This is a genomic window from Stenotrophomonas sp. 71799_Sma (assembly GCF_056482505.1).
In genome coordinates, this window is sequence record NZ_CM151202.1 from 2,965,502 (window position 1) to 2,983,369 (window position 17,868).

15 protein-coding genes are annotated in these 17,868 nt (G+C 61.5%); 2 read left to right on the plus strand and 13 right to left on the minus strand.

Going from position 1 to position 17,868, the window contains the following annotated elements; genetic code table 11:
* Positions 1-192 precede the first annotated feature (192 nt).
* The 3 genes from ACZK4Z_RS13760 to ACZK4Z_RS13770 all read right to left on the minus strand — a co-directional run bounded on the left by ACZK4Z_RS13760 (position 193) and on the right by ACZK4Z_RS13770 (position 2,742).
* Entirely contained in the window at positions 193-1,446 is a 1,254-nt protein-coding gene (locus tag ACZK4Z_RS13760) for a chymotrypsin family serine protease (protein WP_125893884.1), read from the minus strand.
* Between the two features lie 112 nt (positions 1,447-1,558).
* Positions 1,559-1,951: a hypothetical protein gene (locus ACZK4Z_RS13765; protein ID WP_260467334.1), complete on the minus strand. Its 393-nt coding sequence runs from the start codon at positions 1,949-1,951 to the stop codon at positions 1,559-1,561.
* Positions 1,948-2,742 (minus strand): M15 family metallopeptidase, encoded by a 795-nt coding sequence (locus ACZK4Z_RS13770; RefSeq protein ID WP_061478910.1) that lies wholly within the window; start codon positions 2,740-2,742, stop codon positions 1,948-1,950. Before ACZK4Z_RS13770 ends, ACZK4Z_RS13765 begins: the two co-directional genes overlap by 4 nt.
* Positions 2,743-2,999: 257 nt before the next feature.
* On the opposite strand from ACZK4Z_RS13770, the gene ACZK4Z_RS13775 reads away from it, so the two are divergent.
* On the plus strand, positions 3,000-4,760 hold the full coding sequence (locus ACZK4Z_RS13775) for an adhesin (RefSeq protein WP_061478911.1): 1,761 nt from the start codon (positions 3,000-3,002) through the stop codon (positions 4,758-4,760).
* Between the two features lie 589 nt (positions 4,761-5,349).
* Here the strand turns inward: ACZK4Z_RS13775 and ACZK4Z_RS13780 are convergent.
* Positions 5,350-5,874 (minus strand): hypothetical protein, encoded by a 525-nt coding sequence (locus tag ACZK4Z_RS13780; RefSeq protein ID WP_049420549.1) that lies wholly within the window; start codon positions 5,872-5,874, stop codon positions 5,350-5,352.
* Positions 5,875-6,271: 397 nt separating this feature from the next.
* On the opposite strand from ACZK4Z_RS13780, the gene ACZK4Z_RS13785 reads away from it, so the two are divergent.
* Complete coding sequence (locus ACZK4Z_RS13785) at positions 6,272-6,727, plus strand: GIY-YIG nuclease family protein (protein ID WP_012480680.1); 456 nt, start codon at positions 6,272-6,274, stop codon at positions 6,725-6,727.
* Here ACZK4Z_RS13785 and mobF read toward each other — a convergent pair.
* From mobF to ACZK4Z_RS13830, 9 genes are all read right to left on the minus strand, one after another.
* The gene (gene mobF / locus ACZK4Z_RS13790) at positions 6,717-9,551 is read right to left on the minus strand and encodes a MobF family relaxase (RefSeq protein ID WP_061478912.1); all 2,835 of its coding nucleotides are present in this window, start codon (positions 9,549-9,551) and stop codon (positions 6,717-6,719) included. The genes ACZK4Z_RS13785 and mobF overlap by 11 nt on opposite strands.
* Positions 9,552-9,614: 63 nt before the next feature.
* Positions 9,615-10,337 (minus strand): HIRAN domain-containing protein, encoded by a 723-nt coding sequence (locus ACZK4Z_RS13795; protein ID WP_012480682.1) that lies wholly within the window; start codon positions 10,335-10,337, stop codon positions 9,615-9,617.
* Positions 10,338-10,358: 21 nt separating this feature from the next.
* Positions 10,359-12,233 (minus strand): helicase HerA-like domain-containing protein, encoded by a 1,875-nt coding sequence (locus ACZK4Z_RS13800; RefSeq protein ID WP_061478913.1) that lies wholly within the window; start codon positions 12,231-12,233, stop codon positions 10,359-10,361.
* Complete coding sequence (locus ACZK4Z_RS13805; protein ID WP_230548553.1) at positions 12,211-12,657, minus strand: ankyrin repeat domain-containing protein; 447 nt, start codon at positions 12,655-12,657, stop codon at positions 12,211-12,213. Before ACZK4Z_RS13805 ends, ACZK4Z_RS13800 begins: the two co-directional genes overlap by 23 nt.
* Positions 12,658-13,073: 416 nt before the next feature.
* Complete coding sequence (locus ACZK4Z_RS13810) at positions 13,074-13,301, minus strand: hypothetical protein (protein ID WP_099475959.1); 228 nt, start codon at positions 13,299-13,301, stop codon at positions 13,074-13,076.
* 227 nt (positions 13,302-13,528) lie between these two features.
* The gene (locus ACZK4Z_RS13815; protein WP_012480686.1) at positions 13,529-13,732 is read right to left on the minus strand and encodes a hypothetical protein; all 204 of its coding nucleotides are present in this window, start codon (positions 13,730-13,732) and stop codon (positions 13,529-13,531) included.
* A 137-nt stretch (positions 13,733-13,869) separates the two neighbouring features.
* Positions 13,870-14,394 (minus strand): hypothetical protein, encoded by a 525-nt coding sequence (locus tag ACZK4Z_RS13820; RefSeq protein WP_061478969.1) that lies wholly within the window; start codon positions 14,392-14,394, stop codon positions 13,870-13,872.
* A gap of 86 nt (positions 14,395-14,480) precedes the next feature.
* Positions 14,481-17,462: a TraM recognition domain-containing protein gene (locus ACZK4Z_RS13825; protein WP_478450871.1), complete on the minus strand. Its 2,982-nt coding sequence runs from the start codon at positions 17,460-17,462 to the stop codon at positions 14,481-14,483.
* Between the two features lie 23 nt (positions 17,463-17,485).
* On the minus strand, positions 17,486-17,818 hold the full coding sequence (locus ACZK4Z_RS13830) for a hypothetical protein (protein ID WP_061478914.1): 333 nt from the start codon (positions 17,816-17,818) through the stop codon (positions 17,486-17,488).
* Positions 17,819-17,868 lie beyond the last annotated feature (50 nt).

Sequence of the window (17,868 nt, forward strand, 5' to 3'; positions counted from 1 at the left end):
TCGATGGCTGGACAGCAGCTGCGGAGGCAGAAAAAAAGGCCCCTGCTCCCAGGGGCCATTTCATGATTCTGGCGAAGAGAACGCCGGCCATGTAGCCGACGTCGCTGGTACCAGCGACGTCGCCAGCTGCACAGACCGTATGGAGATCAATACACGGCTCAACCAATCAGAGAAGCTTGTTGAGGTCGGTCTCTAGTTGGGCTGGAACCCCCAAGCCCTGACGCGACTGAACGGCATTCCGGTGAGCGACTTGCACTCGCCCGGCAGCGGTGTGTCCGAGCGCGCAGACTTGACAATGCCATAACCGGTGTTCTGGAAGAACATTGCAGCACCGCTGTCGCCACCACCACAGGCGAGCGAACTTCCCTCTACCTTGAACCAGACCTCATCGCATTGCATAGACTCGGTGGGCCCACAAATATTTCCAGGACTATGCGCAACCGACGTGACTATTCCACAGCTGTATCCGCTACGCGAGCCACGGAAGCAGATGGTACCGTCTTTCGCTGGAACATTGTAAACGTTCGAAATAAAGCGCGTGGACACGGTTGACGACGCGTACGTCTCCAGCAAAGGAATGTGCGGAGATGGAATTCGATGCCACTGCACATCGGTTTGCGCATCGTTCCTTTGATCCTGGAATATCAAGGGGAACGTAACCAAGGTCCCGTTCTGGCTACTCCCATAGTTGCCATAGATGACGTCGTCGGGGCAATGCGCCGCCGTTATGATTCCCTTTAGACCTGTAGCCGTGTGCTTCACCGTAAATCCGGTGGTGCAGTATGAATTGTTTGACTGCAGTACGGCTCCGCCGATTGCATATATGGAATTGCTTTCAGGAACGTCCGATGTCTTGAAACGGAGCTTTACGCGATAGGCACGTTCGAGCTTGGACAGGATTCCCATATATTTCTGGGCGTCCTGTTCATCCCCACGTATTCTGACCTCAGCCTCGTTATCTCCCGCATATCCGGTCAATCCAACGAATCCCGGGATAGCTGACTGTGCTGCCAGCCGAATTTCCTTCAGTTGCTTGGTGAACTCCTCCTCCGTGAAGAGGTGCCCAGTGGAGAACTCGACACGCGCTTTACCAGCCGCCGTCGTCCATTGCCGCCCTGCAACAGCACCATCTCCCTTGAGCTTCACCGAAACATGAAAGTCAGGCGACTGCTCAATGCTGATTTCCGTCAAGCGCCCGGCGTACTCTCGACGAATGTCCTGGATGCTGGGCGCCACTGCTGCCTCCAGCTGAATCCGTCTGATTGCCTCATCAACCGATAGAGACTTGACTCTGGAAAGGAGGGAGCTGACTGCAACCGCAGTCTCCTCATCCAGTCCCTTCAGTTTCTCACTTTCAGAAACATCCTTCTGAGCAAGTGCAGTGGTGGACACAACACTCCCCAAGAGGAGCCCGAACACACTCACGTAAATAGCGCCTGTTTTCACCTAGCCTCCTCCAATGAATGCTGTAGGAATCCTGCGCAGCCTGCTGCAGACTGAGCATGAGTGTACGACGTGATTACGATTGCTATTGAGTAGAGTGTTCCATTTCCAACCGTCAGTGTGTTGTCTTGGCAGCATGCGTGCTCTGCACGACTGCCGCCCCTCCCTGGAACCAAGTAGCTGAATTGATGAACTGACGGGCAGCAAGGCGGGAAAAACAAAAAAGCCCCTGTTTCCAGGGGCTCTTTGAAACAACTGGCGGAGAGAGTGGGACTTCCTTGAGAAGTGCCCTCACCCCTTGGACGGCTTGGGTTTCACGAATCTGGGAGGTGCCCTTGAATGTGCCCGCGATGAGCATACCCCTTGCGGTGCAACGGATCCAGCCGTTTTTGCCGCCCTTGGGATCGCCAATCTCGATCTTCTCCAAACCGGCGCGATCAGGGCAGATGACCCGTTCGCCCCCACTCTCCGCCGAAAAGGGAAGCAATCCGGTGGACCGCTTCCTCATGTGTGCCTCAGGGCAATTGGGGCCATGGGACAGGACGCCTCAGCAAACGGTTCTGGACGGAGTCCTTTCAACGGCGGCCTTACGCCATAGCTCCATGGCCGGCTCACCGTCGCCCACGACACACTGCAAAGCACGGATTCGCACGCCCAGTCCGGCGCCAGCTCGGAATCGACGCTCCAGGCCCAACGGGGTGCTTTCGGTGCGTCAGACACTGACTCGGCCTTGGCAATCACTGTTTGCAGCGATCGGCGGGGGGCAGATCCGCCACGAATGGCTACCAGGCACTCGCTGCGCATCTCGACGTGGGGCATGTCCTTGAAGCTCTTCCAAGCCCCGCCCCACCTCAATCCCGCCTGCTGGGCGAGCTCACCGAAGCGTTGGTAGCCCTGCCGCACCTGCTCGTCCTTCAGGTCCCAAGAAGGGCGCCCGCGCTTGTAGATGACCATGTCCGCGGCCCAACCGTGGTTGTGGCAGCTGCTGCCTGGCCCCACCTGGGTCACGCCCTTTTGGCTGGCGAGCAGCTCGGCCTGGCGCTGTTTAGAACGGTAGCCCTCCATCAGCCGCAGGTCGTAGCCCTCGTCCTTCATCTGCAAGGCGATGCGTTCCAGCGCTGAGCGAAGCTCGGGCTGGACACCGTCCCACTGCGGGGCGTCTTTGTGGCGGTGGAACAGGCGTTTGAAAAACCCAGGCTTCTTCCCGTGGACCTCAACGGAATCGGTGGCTGCCGCGTGCGCGTGGACCAAGACGGGTGCGCTGGCCAGTGCGAGCGCGAGCAACAAGCGTTGAAACATGAGTAGGCCTCCTTACTCACATGAGCGATACACCCATGCAAGCGGAGAATCGAAAACGCGCAAGGGGGCTTGCGGAATTTTTTCCCTGTCGTAGAAGAACAGGGGTGGGGAAAAGTCGGCCCCACCGCTTCCTGGCGCAACGGCCCCTCCTGCCGTTGCGCCGGGAAGTTTCGTTGGGGGGGGGGCTTGCGCATTCCAGGATCTGATCTATTCGTGAGTGCACACGCTCACTCATTTCAGACCCAGGAGGCCACCCCATGAAACGCTCCCTCATCCACTGCGCTTTGCTGGCAGGCCTTGTTGCTGGCACGGCGCAAGCCCAGGTTCAAGTGGGCAACGGTGCCGTTGCCACCAAACCCGAGACCACTGCGGTAGGCGACCGCGCCCAATCGTTGACCGTTGGGGCCACGACCATCGGGGCGGACGCCCTCGCCGACGGCGGGATAATGGTGGATGAAAATGGCGTTCCGGGTGAGTGCCTGGGGGCCACTGCGGTGGGCAATCGCGCCACCGCTCGCGGATGCCATACAACCGCTCTGGGGTTCTCGAGCGAAGCGCAGGGCTCAAATGCGCTCGCCATTGGCTCTCGCGCACAGGCATTTGCGGTTTACGCCGTCGCCGTCGGAGCCCAAGCCCAAGCCACCGGCGATTCCGCGGTGGCCATTGGCGGGCACAGCCTGGCCAGCGGGATCACCGGTGTGGCCATCGGCTCTAGTGCCCGCGCGCTCGGGGATGGCGGGACCGCTGTAGGCTCAACCGCAAGAGCCGATGGAAACGGCGCGGCGGCTTTCGGGGCCGGGGCGAATGCTCAAGGCGATCGCAACCTCGCGTTGGGCGCCGCATCCCAGACCGAGGGCGAAGGTGCATCCGCCGTGGGGCCCGGTGCCAACGCAACCGCCGACTTTGCCGGCGCCTACGGTTACAGCGCTGGCGTTGCCGGCGAGGCCGGCACCGCCGTGGGTCCATGGGCACAGGCGTTTGCGCCCTACTCTGCCGCCTTCGGCGCGTCTGCCACGGCCAACGCCACAGAAAGTGTGGCATTGGGGCCCCGTGCCGTGGCCAACGCATGGGGATGCGTGGCCGTGGGCGCCAACACCACGTGCGATGAAGAAGACACTGCAGCCTTTGGCAACCGCCGCTTGACCCAAGTTGCCTTGGGCAAAGCGGACGACGACGCCGTGGCCGTCAGCCAACTGCGGACCGCCGTGGAAACCTTGGGCGCTGGCGCCTCCATGGTGAACGGCTTGATCGTGGCGCCGAACTACCAGCTGAGCAGCGGTAACAACTACACCACCGTGGCCGGTGCCATCTACGATCTCGATGGGCGCGTTCACCAGCTGGAACAAAACCCTGGCGGCGGTGGTGGCACCCCCGGTCCACAGGGCCCCACCGGTCCGCAAGGCCCAGCAGGCAAGGACGGTAAGGACGGAGGAAGCAGCACCACGGTGGCCGGGGCCAACATCGAGGTCACTGACAACGGGGACGGCACCCAAACCGTTGGCTTGAAAGACAACGTTGGACTGTCCGAAAAGGGCTCGGTCCAGGTGGCCAAGGCCATCCACAACAGCGACGGCTTCACTGTCCAGGGCGGTCCATCGGTCACCAGATCCGGGATCAACGCCGGCAACCAGCGGGTAACCGGGGTGGCAGCGGGGGCGATCGCCGCAGGGTCCTCGGACGCGATCAACGGTGGCCAATTGTGGGATTACCAGCGGCAGCAAGACGACCGCTGGAACCTGACGGACCGCCGTTTCCGCCAGCTCGACAAGCGGGTGAGCGGTATCTGCGCCATGGCCCAAGCCAACGCCCAGATGGCCACCTCGACGTCGGCCATCCATGGGGAGAACCGCAACCGCTTGGCCGTAGGCGTAGGTGGCTGCAGCGGCCAAGCCGCCATTTCCATCGGCTACACCCGCGACGTGACCACCCCACGCGGATCCCCATCGGCCTTCTCGATCGGGGTTTCCCGCAGCGGGCAGGACACGGCCGTGGGCGCAGCCTGGGCCATCGGTTGGTAACGAATATCAGCAGCGAAAAGGAGGTGATCGTGTCTCGGCAAGGGCCCTTCGGGGCCCTTGTTCGTGGCGTCAATTTATTGAAATTGTATCTATATACAATAACTTACGATTTACCAAGGCATTGGAAGCTGGTAGCATCTGCACCGCTAAGCAGTGTAGGAGCCGGACTGACAATCCCGCCTGCAGTGATTACCGCTGTCGTAGCACTACTCACGCCAATGCTTGCCATTGCCCTAGAAGCCGTCAGGGAATGGTTGACCAACCACGACGCAAAGGAAGATGACACATGCAGCACTAACAATTACAGGAACACTTCAATGAATAAAGAAACAACTAACAGCAACACGCTCGCAACACGCTTCAAGAAACACCCGCTTTGCAGAGCCCTTGGCGTGGGCTTCAAGGTGATTTACGACACGACAATTGCTGTAGGAGCAAGCGCGCTCCTTACATTACACAGGTCAACGCGCGGTGAGCCATGCTCCCCGTTGACCGATATGAAAAGCCCGGGCCCAGCCCGGGCTTTTTCTTTGGAACGCTGCTGCTATCCGCAGCGCCTCCGCTCCGGAAGAGCCGAAACCGCCCAAACCTAGCCCCGTCCTTTCTCCGTTGCCACGAACGCACCATCGGAATGAAGGAGCGCGAACGTGTTCCCCTGGACGTGCTCTGGCCAAACCTGTCCCGGCAGGCCCACGAACTCCAGCGGGAGGTTCGCCTCTTGGTCTGGCTCGAACCCAGCGAACGGGTCAAAGCTCTGCGGCTGCCAGTCCTCGAACTGAAAGTCCCTGTTCCAGACCATTGCAAAGGCCAGCGGATAGGCCTTCAGGACATAGATCGCCGAACTGCCTTTCCCGCCCAAGATGCCCAGCCCGAAGTCGCGAAGAACCGTTCGACCACTGTAGGGATACACCCAGTAGTGAAGCCGAACCTGGCGTAGAAGATCTGACCGGTCATCGAACAGGTGCTGGCTGTGGCGTTCGTCGTAGCGATTCAAGCCCACCGATGACAAGTGGCCCAGAACTCCCCTTGCCACAAGCTGCGGCTGGATGCGGATGCTCTGGTTGTAGGTGACCTTGCTTCGATCACGCAAGATCTCCGTCACCTGCCGGCTCATCGATACAAGTGCCTTGTCGTATCGAGAAAGCACCGAGCCGTTGCAGGTCCTGCAGATGCTCCTGAAGCAAACACCATTGGGCATCTTGTGGGACCGCGGCTTCTTCTCTCCACTGATTGCGTCGGCGACGCTGGACACCCTCAGAGCGATGCCTTGAGCCCACGCCTTGGGTGGCACGTGGTTTTCGGTCAGGTCGGTTTCCTGCCCGCATATGTTGCAACGCCCCTTGGAAGGTCCAACCGGGAACTTAAAGGTCACTCGCCCGCCCCATGCTCGCCATGAACTGCGAAGAGATTACACGCAAGCGACGTGTGGCCTCTCACGTCCTTCGCAGCAGGCTTGCCAACTTCAAATTCTGATCTATTCGTGAGTGGGTCGTTTTACTCACGGAGAGACCATGACCCACCGCCACAACCTGGGACGCAGCGAGAAGTATCACGCCCTGCCCCGCACCCTTTACGCCCTGCTGTTCGACGACGGGGGCTGTTACATCGGCCAAAGCTCAAACCCCCAGCAGCGGGAGAAGCAGCACCGCTCCCCCAAAGGCGGCTGGCACCGTCCCTTCCGGTTCCATGCGCTGGAGGTGGTGACAGCCACCCGGGCGGAAACCGAGGCGTATGAGCAGGCGTGGCGGGTGAAGGCCTCCCGGGAGGGATGGCGCATCTACGCCAAGCCACCGGGGATCGTGGTCAACCCCCACCGGCGGGCCACGGCCCACGTGCGCGGGTTGGCCCACCAACGGCGGTGGCAGCTGGGAACACCGGTCAAAGCGCCTTCCGAACGCGTGGGGTGGTGGCCGTGGGTAGTGGTGGTGATCAGCGTATTGACACTGGCCCGATGCGTCACCGGGTAAGCCTCATCTCGCGCCGTTCCGCGTTTGTGATTGGCACCTGGGTTTGCGGTTTCAATCCTGCCAACAGCTCTTCCACGTCCTGGACCAGGTTGCGCACCGGAGCAGCCTGGGTCTCGGACAAGCCGACGCTCAGCGCCATTTCCTTGTGCCGTTCGGTTCCCAGCCGTTCGGCCATGCGCTCCATCATCTCGTCGGTCGTATACATGCGGTAGCTGCCCTTGGTGAGGCGGGTGAACGCCACCAAGGCCGACTGCTGGTCGAGCATGCCCATGTTCGTGGCCAGGTGGTAAACCTCGGATTTCCCCTGCCCCTGCGCCTTGTGAACGGTCATGGCATACCGGTGGGCCAAGGCGTTGTGCTCGCTGGTGTTGAACTTCAAGATGCGCCCGTCCTCTTTCGGGTTCGAAGAGTCGATGCGCACCACCAGGTCGTAGCCACCGGATTTGTCCTTCCGAATGCTCTCAACCGTGCCCTCGGTGCCGTTGATGACGCCCAAGTCGTTGTTGGTCGCCGTGAACATCACACGGTCGCGGCGGGAGAGCGTCAGGTCCTCCCACTGCCCTTTTACGATCGAGCGGAAGGTGAACTCCTCTTTGTCCAGCACGCCTTGCTCCTGGAGCCCCTTTCGGATGCCCGTGGTGAGGGCTTTGACTTCAGAGCGCGTGTGGGCCAGAACCAACTTCTCGTCCATCGGGGTGGGGTCTTTCAGGTAGTCGTCCACCAACGCCTTGATGGCCTGCTTTTCCGTGCCGAAGTCGTCGATGCAATTTCTCTCCTTGAGATTGCGAAGGGTCTGCGCACCCATATCGAGGGTGCCTTGGCGGCTGCGGTGCCCGCGGCGCATGTCCTTGACCTTCCCCTGGTGGTCCCGCTCGTAGAAGCTGTTGGCAGTGATCAGGTCACCGGCGTTCTTCTGCCGGCGGATTTCGGTCAGCTTCGTGTCGCCCAAGGCAATCTTCGCCAGCTCAAAGCCGTTGCCCGCAGCGATGGGCTGAAGCTGGTCACTGTCTCCCTGCATGACAAGCTTGGCACCGACCCCCTGGCAGTAGGTCATGAGCTTCAAGGTGTCATCGGTAGCCACCATGCCGGCTTCATCGAGCACCACCACAACATTCTTCGTCAGAGCAACCTTGCCCTGCCGGAGCTGGGAAAAGAACTTTGCAACCGACATGCAGAGCATGCCGGACTCTTCTTCCAGCTTAGCCGCGGCTTTACCCGACACGGCCAAGCCCATCAACTGCTTTCCTTCGGCTTCGAAGCACTGCTTGTAGACCTCGGCCACGGTGGTCTTGCCGGTCCCGGCCAACCCTGACATAACGCCGACACCTGCCGTTCCATGGGTCAAATGACCAATGGCAGCCTTCTGCTCTTCGGTAAGGGTGAACCCCTTTCGCTTCTCATAGGCGGCGATTTCCCGGTCTACGGTGGAGCGGAACAGCTTCAGGTCCGTCTCGTTCTCCCGCTCCTTCGAACGACGGATGATCTCGGCTTCCCATTCGACCATCCAGGTGGCGCAGAAGCGATCCTCCCGGTGCTTGCGTGCCAAACGAGTGCCACGGTCGTCTTTGTGGAGGTGTTCGGCTTTAACGCGCACCAGGTCGTCCTGTTCGGTGAACTCCTTCACCATTTTGAGGATCTCCTCCGCGTTCTTTTGCCCGGCGAACTCCATCCCCAGCTCCCGGACCAGGTCATGCTCGCAGAACATCGCCTCGTTCTCGTGCATGCGCTGCAAGACCTCGTCAAAGGTATGCGGGTCCAGGTGCTGGCCTTGGGTCTGCTTGAGCGACTGGGTGGTGGGAACCAGGTCTGGCCTTTCTCGGGCAATGTTGGCGAAGGTTTGCTGCCAGTCCTTGACCACCTGCTCGAAGGGCGGTTCTTCCTTCTTTTTGCGGGTGGCCTTGCAGGCCTCGTCGTGGCTGGCGTTGGGGTGTTCTTTGACGTAGTCCAGGATTTCCTGGCGGCGGGTCTTCGTCTGAAGCACCAGCTCACGGTCGATGCCGGCAATCGTGGTGAGAATCTGGCCCGTCTCGCGCCCTATCACGTCCACCTCGCGCTCCCGCTGAATCCCATAGCCCAGCGCTTTCATCGCGCTGTAGAGCTCGGCCTTGTAGAGGTGATCGGCCGCATGGCGGTGGCGGTAGATCTCGATGGCATCAAACGTGCCCCAACGGCCGTCCTCCCCCTTCGAAACACCAAAGACAAGATGGTGGGTGTGCAAATCGCACTGCACGTTCCGGTTGCTTGTGTGATCGGCGGCTGCCCACACCAACCCCTGGGTGTCTATAACGTCTTTCCCCGCTCTTCCGCGCCGGGTCTCTACCTTGCTCTCGATGTAGCGCATCGCCACGGCGCAGGCCTGGCGGTGCGCTTCCAAGATGGCCAGCTTCTCGCGTTCATCCGCAAGGGCAAACGCCACGCTCACGTCCCCGGGGGCGGAAATGGTCAGATCGAACCCCACCCGGTGGCCGCCCTCCCACTTCTCCATCGGCTTGCCGTCGTCGTCCAACCGCACGTTTCCCCAGCGATCCGTCTTGATGACCAATCGGGCCTCCTTGCCCGCGTTTTTGCACAACGGCCTTCCGGTGGGTGAAAAGCCCTTCCCCAGCTTTTCCATCACCTCGCGGGTGACCGGCTGCCCTTCCAGGCAGAGCTCGGCGGCAAGGCTGCCGCCCCAATTGAGCGTCTGCCTCGGATCAGGACCGCTGCCCGCGTAGTAAGCCACGGCGCTGTCGATGGATAGGCGCTCGGTGGCCAGCATGTAGTCGAACATGTTGCCGTTGCGCTTGTTGTGGCCGCGGGCATCGATGCGGGTGCAATTGATCACAGGGACCTCCTGGAACGTTGATTGAACCAAGGTCCCAGAAAACCACCAATGCGCAAGGGGGGTTTACTTCTCCAGGCGCAGCGTGACCCAACGGCGTTTTATCTCCTCCACGACGGCGGTTACTGGCTCTTCGCCGAAGACTCCCGCGTGCTTGGACTTGGGCACCGAAAGCACCTTGAAACCCAAGCCGATGCTCTGCGCGTTGCTAAGGTAGTAGTTGACCGTGGTCCAGGAGTCCGTGGTCCAACCCTTGGTGCGCTGTTTCGGATGGAGGTGGCCCACCGCATCGTGCGGGATCCAGCACTTGAAGCGATATGCCCCATCGGTGTCCTTCTTGAACTCCGGGTCAGCGGTATGGCGGACCATCTCGGGATGAGTGACGAGGTGATCCGGATGCGGGTCGATGGACATGTCCAGGTCCACTTCCAAGATGTAGTCGTAAACCTTGTCCGTGGTCACCAGCCCGCCGGACAGAACCGCCTCACACGCAGACACCATGTGTTCGTAGCCGGCCTGAGCCATGCGCTGCCGATATTCTGCGGCCACCTCCCGTGGCAAATACCCAAGCATCCTGGGTGGCGCCTGTTGTGTCATGACGGCCACCGCGTTTTGGTCCGCCGTGTTGGTGTTATCGGGATACAGGACGACCAAAGTAAAAATCCGACTGGTGGAGCCCTTTCGATTGTTGGCCACCTCGTCCAGCTCCTCCCGAAAACGCGAGGTCAAGGCTGCCTTCACAGCGTATTTGGCGACTGGCTTCCAAATCGGCACGGTGATCGTTGCCATACTTGCTTCCCTACATGGTGTTCAACGGGAGAATAGCGCGTCGACTTCCTCGGGTGTCATGGTCAACACCCGCTGCACCGCATCGATGCCTTCGGCGGTGGTTGGGAAGGCCGACGCGCCAGCGTTTGAAGGGGACGTTGCCGGCGACGGCCCTTCAGGTCCGGCTGGCTTGGTGGTCCACGCAGCGGCCACCTGCCCCTCGCGAACCGTTGGATGGCTCTTCCCGGGCCATGTCAGCAACAGCACGTCCCCGCCCATCTGCACGATCGCCTCGATGCCCCACTTCTCGGGACCGTAGCGATTGCCTTTGCGGAAACCCAGCCGGTCGGTGAGCTCACCGCTGGAAACCAACGCGCGGCTTTCTTCGTGGACCTGGGCCTTGTTCTCGTGCCCGCGCCACGCGATTTTCCGCTTGCCGAGCTGGCTGGCCAGCTTGTCCCTGGTGGCTCCCATCTGCACTTGGCACACCACGTGGGTGCCCACCAGGGACGAGAGGGCCTGCGCGGTCTTGTCCCCGTAGACCAGCTCAACCTGGGAGTGATCCTGGACCGCCATGATGGCCACCACGCCTTTGCTGCGCCCCAACGCCAGCAAGGGATCGATGTTCAAGCGCCCGGCGCTGGTCAGCTCGTCGAACACGAAGTAGAGCCCACGCCCGCCCTCGTCGTCCGGCAAGCCCGGCCCAATGAGATCCGGGACGGCCACGTTGATCATGGCGGCGATGTAGGCCTTCGTCAGGGTTGGGTCCGGTCCGGATTGAACAATGACCTGCTTGCGCCCGTTGTAGTCGTCCCGTATCCACTCGGTCATCGAGAAACGGCGCTTGCCAACCTTGGGCCATGCGGTGGCCAGATCGTCGATAAGGCGGGTGAAGCCCCCCAGGGAAGACAGCACGCTGGACGTGGTTTGGCTCTCCGGGTCACGCACCAGTGCGGCACCGCGGGGGTAATGCGGGCGCATGCCTGCGGCCATCTCCGCGGCCGGGCGGCGCACCAAGGCCGCCAGATCGGGCCATTCCCACTCGCCAGGCCGGGTGTTTTGGAGCTCGCGCACGCACCCAATCAACAAGTCCTGGGCGGCCATGCTCCAAAATTTGGCGTTCCCGTCGCCCTCTGGGATGAGAGAGGCGGCGAACGCCGCCGCTTGGGTCGGGGTCCGCACGTCGGCGGCGACGTCCCACACGTGGGAGCGCGCATCGAAGGGCGACACGATGATGGGCCTTTTGAAAATCGACGTGAAATCACCCTTGATGTCGTAAAGGAACAGCTTTGCGTCCCTCTTTCGCGTCAGTTGTTCCAGGATGTGCTTGAGGATGACGCTCTTGCCCGACCCCACCGAGCCGGTGATCAGGACGTGGCGCGCCCAATGCTTTTTAGACAGCAACAGATCGGGGTGGAGGGACAGGGCGAAGGGATCCGCCTCGGCGTCTTTAGGGGTTACCGAGCGGTGCCGGGCTTCGTCCACGGCCTCCTTTCCTTCCAACAACCGCGGTCCGGACAGGTGCCAGGTGTTGCTCACCGGCTCGGTCGCCTTGAGGAACACCCGCAGACCGAGGCCCGCCGCCAGCAGAAGCGACACCCCGATCCGGGACCACGTCGCCACTGGGTGATGGTAGGACACCAGTTCGATGAACTCCCGTGCCGGGGCGCGAGCCGAGATGCCGACGGTCAGGAAGTGGTAGGCGGTCACCAGACCGCCTTTCAAAGCATCGGCGAAGCGGATGAGCGAGCCATCGGGATTCGGGATGAGCCAGGCAACGCCCATGCTCCCCACGTAGGCCAAGCCAAAAACGAATGCACCGGCAAGAACGGCGCGGTGCCAGTATCGGACCGGCTGGGAAGGCGCAACGCTGCCGGGCACGTCGCCCAGCGCGTCAAAGGGCTTGGGTTTGCTCATGTCGGTGCATGCGCGTTGGGGTCCGCCCCCGCCACCCTGGCTGCTCAGGATTGGCGCCGTGGGCCATCAGGTGGAGGCAGGCCCGGGCGTGCTTGTGGAGGGCGGCAAGGTGGAGCGGCGCCCACCCGTGGGCGTTGAGGGCCGCCACGTCGGCGCCGGCTTCGACCAGAGGCGTGACCAGCGAGAAGTGACCAAACCGGGCCGCATGATGCAGTGGTGTGTTGCCGCTGGCATCGGGCAGCCGGGCGTCTGCGCCCATGCCGATGCAGGCCAGCAGTGCTGCTTCGTGGCCCGCCCGGGACGCCCCCACGAGCCAGCCCTGCCACGGTGCGTTCTCCCGCAACCGGTTTGCGTCCGACCGCCGAGCCCGCGCCTCCTCTACCGCCATCGCCATGCCTTGGAAGAGCGAGGTGTGCTCAGCCATGGACCCAGCCACCCTCTCTGCCAGGGTGCTGTAAACCATCGGTTCGTTACGGTCTGCCAAGCGCCTCTCGTAAGCACGCACCAGGTCCCGGGTGGAGGCCCGTGAGGGTGCGTCCAACCCCAGCCGATGCAAGCCCCAACGCAGGTCCACTTGCGGTGCCCCATCGTGCTCCCGCTGGCGCACCTGCCAAACCAGATCGCCCAATCGACCCTCGACAGGGGCAACGCTCAGGGCGTGGGCACGCGCCAACACTTGCGAATCGTGAAGGCCTTTGGACGCGCCGGCTTCGCGCGCGAGCGCGCCCGCCAAGGCCTCCGCTCGTTGGAGGCCCAGGGGACGCAAGAGGCGCAACAGAGATTCTTGGATGTCCATCTCCATTGTTGTAAAGCCGAATCCGCGACCGTCAAGAGAACGTGTTAGCTGTTGAGGCGAGTAGCCACCGCAACACTGAAATGCCGAAGAATCTCTGTGTCATGCCAGAGCTTCTGCCCTGGGCTACTGCTGTCCAGTTCCTGAAGCACACCGTCCAAGCTCCTTCCAGCCAGAACCTGGGAATCCACATACCCGCCGACCAAGGCGAAAGAACTCAAATGCTCGGGAGCAACGTCGGGAAAACGGTGGAAGTTGGTGTTGTTGATATTCATCGGGTCCTCCTGCAGTGGTAAGCCGATGTGCCTCATCGGAAAGGTCCAGCTCGATCGCTGGTGAATTAGTGGGCTAACGGGTTAAACGCTGTCGGGCGGGCCAAAGACGACCCAACCCAACATGTAGAAAATCAGCGCGGGATAGAACCAGAGATCAAACCCCTCCCAGTCAAACCGGCGCCAACGCTTCCTGCACCGCGCGCGCAGCTTGAGCCAGCGCCGCCTGCTCACCGGAAGGAACTCTGGACCACCACCCCGATGGTCACAAAGCCCACCGCCGCTATGGCCATTACCTTGAGCAGAACCGGAACGGCCGGAGGGTAGGCGAGGACAGCCGTTGCGAAGGCCGCGATCAGCAGGAACAAGCCGGTCAGCAGTGGGACCGCGTTCTCGAAAGCGAAGTCTTTGAGGGCATTGAACAACGTGGACATGGTGGCTCTCCCTGGGGTTTGTATGAGTAGGTCTACCTACTCGTTACTTAACCAGTAAAGCACCATAAAACTGGACGTCAAGACGCAAAAATGCCCGATTCTGCGAAGAACCGGGCAGATCTGAACATCGGTAAAGATTACTGTCGGAAGACGTTCGGCTGGGCCTGCTTTTGGTGCTTCTCCCAATCGTAATTTGCAGCGTAGTCCTTCATGAAAGCCGCCTCCTTCAACGAACTGCGGGCGTAATCGGCGTATCCCAGGCGCCCAGGTCCGTTCTCCATCCGCTGCTCACGGGTCAACATGGGAGGACTCTCCTCCCGCTGGGCCCCGCGTTGCTGCCGCCACTGCGCAACGGTCGCATGAACCACCTGCTCGCGCTTGTCGTCCGGCTTTGCATCACGAACGGCTTTGTCGGCCTCCTGGATCTTTGCCTGGAGCGCAGCGATCTGATCGGGCGAGGCCTTCTCTGCCCAATCCAGAACACGCTGTCGGCGTTGCTCGATGGCGGCTTGGTCTTGGGCCACGTTCTGCTCGAAGTCTGCCCGCGCCGCGCTGTCCTTCTGGGGCGGTGGGCGATCGCCCAGAAGCCGCTCGTTGCGCTGCGCCTGGAGTGCTCGCAGCTCGGTCATTTCTTCGATGGGTTGGGAGAGGGTGTTGCTCATGTTTGTTTCCTCCGCTGGGGTGAATAGGCTCATCGTTGATCAATCCGCAGGTTTGGCAAGGGGGCAAACCCCCTCGCCTATCCGCATCAATCCGCGTCGGGCAGCAGCTCCGCCAGGTCGAAGCGCTTGATGCCGGCACGGCTCAGCGCCACGATGGCGTGACCGCGGGGCTCAAGAAGAGCGGAGTATTCTTCCTGCAGGAAGAGCGGCTGCACCTCGCGCTTGCCCCCGGTGGGCATGTCGATGTCGCGCGCGATCTCGTCTTGGCCCAGCGTGTCCTCCGATCCAATCCGCCAGCGGCGACCCGTCACGGCGTCGATGCGCGAAGCCGTCAACCGCCCCGCCCCTTCCATGCGCATCTTGTCGTAGGCGGACGCGTATGCATGATCTGGGTCGTTGAGCACAGAGTGGCGCCAGTTGTTCATACCGCCTTGGTAGTCGATGCCCCGGGTGCGCTGCTTGAAGGTGGTCAATGTGGCCTGCCCGAACCGCTTTTCCAGGTATTCGTGGGTGTTGTGCGAGCACTTTAGCGCGATCACCGACTGCATCGTGTTGGCCATCAGCTCCGCCTCGTTGACCGACCCAAAGGCGTTGACCAAGCTCTCAAACCCTTGCGTTGCAAGCACGGGCATCAACCCCAGCGAGCGCGAAACGGAGAACAGGTTGATGTCATCGGCCGTCAACAGCAGGTGGGCCTCGTCCATCATCAACATCACTTCAATTTGCCCAGGCAACACTTCGCGCCACTTGTCGCCGAATGCACCACGCGCTTTGATTCCATTCATGACCCGCTGTTTGAGCAGGCGCATCATCATTTCACCCGCTTCACCGAATTGGGTCGGGGGCAAGAAGAGGCCTACCATGGCTCCGTAGAGCGCATCGGACACGTCCACCTCGCCCTTCTCGATCGAGTGCCATGGCATGTCCGTTCTGCTGTCACGCAGCTTTTCGCCTCGCAAGAGCTTCTCCAGCAGCCCTCGTGAGTTGAGCGTGAACGATTGCCTCTGTTCCGGATGCATCGCGGGAATCTCAAGGAACGCCCATTCCAGCGAGCTCTGCAGCTGAGACATGGGACGGAAGAGATCCGGGTGGATGGTCTGCGGAGCGCTCTCTTGACGAAGGCGGTGCTGTTGCAGGTAGGCCGCGTAGGCCAGCCGCCCTTCTTCGTCATGGCTCGTGTCCGCCTCTTCCAAGCCCAAGTATTTCACCACCTCCATCAGCTTTGCATTGGCACGAGGCGCGGGGCTGGCGGGAATCACGCGTTCCACAATGGACAACAACTTGGCGTGGTGGAATGGCGTGTATTGCCATTGTCTGTCGTCGCTCACAGGGATTCGATGGATGGCGATCTGCTCGGCGATGCGCTCGAGCAATGCCTCAGTCTCGGCCACGTCCTCGTCCAGCTTGCGCTGTTTGACCAGCTCAAACTCCGCGTCCAACTGTGCACGCTCCAGCCCTTCCAGCTTGGCCGAACACCAAGACCTGTAAGCCATCTCGTGATCCACGAGCGCACGAAGGATGATGCCGGTGTGGTAGAGAAACGCGTCACCGCCGTCCGTCCAAAGCTTGGATTTCTCGTCCACTCGCCCACCGGCTGCACCGCGCAATGCCCGGACGACCTGATCGGGCGCCAACCCCTCGTATGGCGCCACCCGCATCCCGGGTTTGACGACGATATCGAACAAACCTTCCAAGTCCGAGATGATCGCCCCGTCTTTGCCGTCGGCGATGAGCGCGCCACCGCCGGCAAGCTTCTGCTGCTTCAAGCGCTCCCTTGCATCTGCGTGGCCTGGCGCCACACATGCCATCGCCAAAGCGGCTCTACGGAACCGACGAGCGATGGGTCTGAGCGCGGCGAAGGATTTGCCAGATCCGATGGCTCCGAACACGAGCAGGCCCTGCTGACAATCCCTCCACGAGAACATCATCACGGTGCCCAGGTCGGGCGAGTAGCCATAGCCCTTGTCGGAAAGGTGTCCCGTGGCGCGCCCAATGGTGATCAGCGGGGTCTTGTCCCGCAGTGCCGCCTCAGCTTGCTGTTCACGCGCCTTGACGTGCGCGTTGATCAGCGCCCCCTGGTTGGCCAGGTTGTTGTCGTTGTTCTGCAGGTAAAGCCGGGCGGCGTTTTGGACAAAGTTGCCTTCGGCGTATTGCATCGCATACATGCATGCCAGCACGTAAGGCGCCGCCTCGCCCAAGCCAAACGGCAGGACCTTGGCGACCACCAGTGTGGCAAAGATGAGCCCCACCCACTTCATCGCTTGAATGAAGCGCGCGGCTGTCCCGCCAATGACGCCCCGGTGCGGGTGCGAGGCCGCCGCCACAAAGCAAACCACAAACAGGATGCCGACCAAGCCAAAGGCCCACCACAGGTAGGTCTTGGCCATCTGGGCATACACAGCCATGCCGCCGGCTTGCATTGCCACCTCGGTGCCGCCCTTGCTGCCGCCGACCATGAACTGAAGCGCCATCGGAACCCATTGCAGCAGCACCAGGGCTTTCAGGGCCTCCTTCATGCCCTCGCCTTGCTTGAGGGCGATGAAGTATGGAATGGTCAGCAGCAGCGCGGCCCAGCCTGCCCAGCCGATGAGGCTCACTAGGAAGGTCGCCAGAACGCCGATCACGGGGAAGGCGAGATACATCAAGGGAGTGGCCAGGCTGTCGCCGCCCTGCCCCATGTCGTTGCCCTGCAAGAAGCCCTCGGCACGCCGTCCAAGCTTCGTCGTGATGATCCGCGATTGGGTGTCGCGCAAATCTTCCGAAACCTTCGGCCACCACTCCTGGAATTCGTCCTCACTGCGTCCGTCGGGCACCTTGAACCCCTGGGCGTTCTCGTCCCAGACGGCGCCGCACTCCAGCGCGAAATCCCGGTCAGCCTCTGGCACATCGAGCTCTCGACTGCGAACGCGATCGGTCACGTCAAAGCGCCCCACCAGGTTTTCATACTCCTCGGCGGATCTGACGATGATTTCTTCCTTCACGTTCCAAGGCTCGCCGCTCTTCCGGCGGAACTTGCGCCCCAGGCCGCTCGTCCAGTCAAGCACGTTGAACAAACTGATTGCTGCCATCTCTGTCTCCCTCCCCTGTCAATTCAACGAAGCCAATGCGCCAAGACGGCAAGCACCAAGCAAAGCGGCGCGCACGCCAGAAAGCCCGCTTTGGCCACCCAGCGCTCTGCGACCTGCTCAACCTTGCTCGCGTAGAGCCGATCCTTGGTCCATGCGTCATACGCGGCGTCGTCTCTGACCGGAGGCCTGCGATCGGCGCGCAAGTAGTAGAAAGTGCGGCGGACGCCTTCGCTCAGGTGGCCCATGCCAAACGATTCAGGGCTGCCGAGGAACAAGCGCCCGTGCACGTTCAGCCACTTTGAGCCGAAATGAAGTTTTCCGGGCTCCCGGTATTGCGTGAACAGCCACTTGAACATGCTTCCCCCTTATTCGTGAGTAGGTCACTTCTTTCTAGATCGAATCCGCG

What these genes read in the sequence shown, in the direction of transcription:
- ACZK4Z_RS13765 (WP_260467334.1), bottom strand. Translation starts at nt 1,951, where the DNA reads ATGAGGAAGCGGTCCACCGGATTGCTTCCCTTTTCGGCGGAGAGTGGG.
- ACZK4Z_RS13770 (WP_061478910.1), bottom strand. Translation starts at nt 2,742, where the DNA reads ATGTTTCAACGCTTGTTGCTCGCGCTCGCACTGGCCAGCGCACCCGTC.
- ACZK4Z_RS13775 (WP_061478911.1), top strand. Translation starts at nt 3,000, where the DNA reads ATGAAACGCTCCCTCATCCACTGCGCTTTGCTGGCAGGCCTTGTTGCT.
- ACZK4Z_RS13780 (WP_049420549.1), bottom strand. Translation starts at nt 5,874, where the DNA reads ATGAGCCGGCAGGTGACGGAGATCTTGCGTGATCGAAGCAAGGTCACC.
- ACZK4Z_RS13785 (WP_012480680.1), top strand. Translation starts at nt 6,272, where the DNA reads ATGACCCACCGCCACAACCTGGGACGCAGCGAGAAGTATCACGCCCTG.
- ACZK4Z_RS13795 (WP_012480682.1), bottom strand. Translation starts at nt 10,337, where the DNA reads ATGGCAACGATCACCGTGCCGATTTGGAAGCCAGTCGCCAAATACGCT.
- ACZK4Z_RS13800 (WP_061478913.1), bottom strand. Translation starts at nt 12,233, where the DNA reads ATGAGCAAACCCAAGCCCTTTGACGCGCTGGGCGACGTGCCCGGCAGC.
- ACZK4Z_RS13805 (WP_230548553.1), bottom strand. Translation starts at nt 12,657, where the DNA reads ATGGCTGAGCACACCTCGCTCTTCCAAGGCATGGCGATGGCGGTAGAG.
- ACZK4Z_RS13810 (WP_099475959.1), bottom strand. Translation starts at nt 13,301, where the DNA reads ATGAATATCAACAACACCAACTTCCACCGTTTTCCCGACGTTGCTCCC.
- ACZK4Z_RS13815 (WP_012480686.1), bottom strand. Translation starts at nt 13,732, where the DNA reads ATGTCCACGTTGTTCAATGCCCTCAAAGACTTCGCTTTCGAGAACGCG.
- ACZK4Z_RS13820 (WP_061478969.1), bottom strand. Translation starts at nt 14,394, where the DNA reads ATGAGCAACACCCTCTCCCAACCCATCGAAGAAATGACCGAGCTGCGA.
- ACZK4Z_RS13825 (WP_478450871.1), bottom strand. Translation starts at nt 17,462, where the DNA reads ATGGCAGCAATCAGTTTGTTCAACGTGCTTGACTGGACGAGCGGCCTG.
- ACZK4Z_RS13830 (WP_061478914.1), bottom strand. Translation starts at nt 17,818, where the DNA reads ATGTTCAAGTGGCTGTTCACGCAATACCGGGAGCCCGGAAAACTTCAT.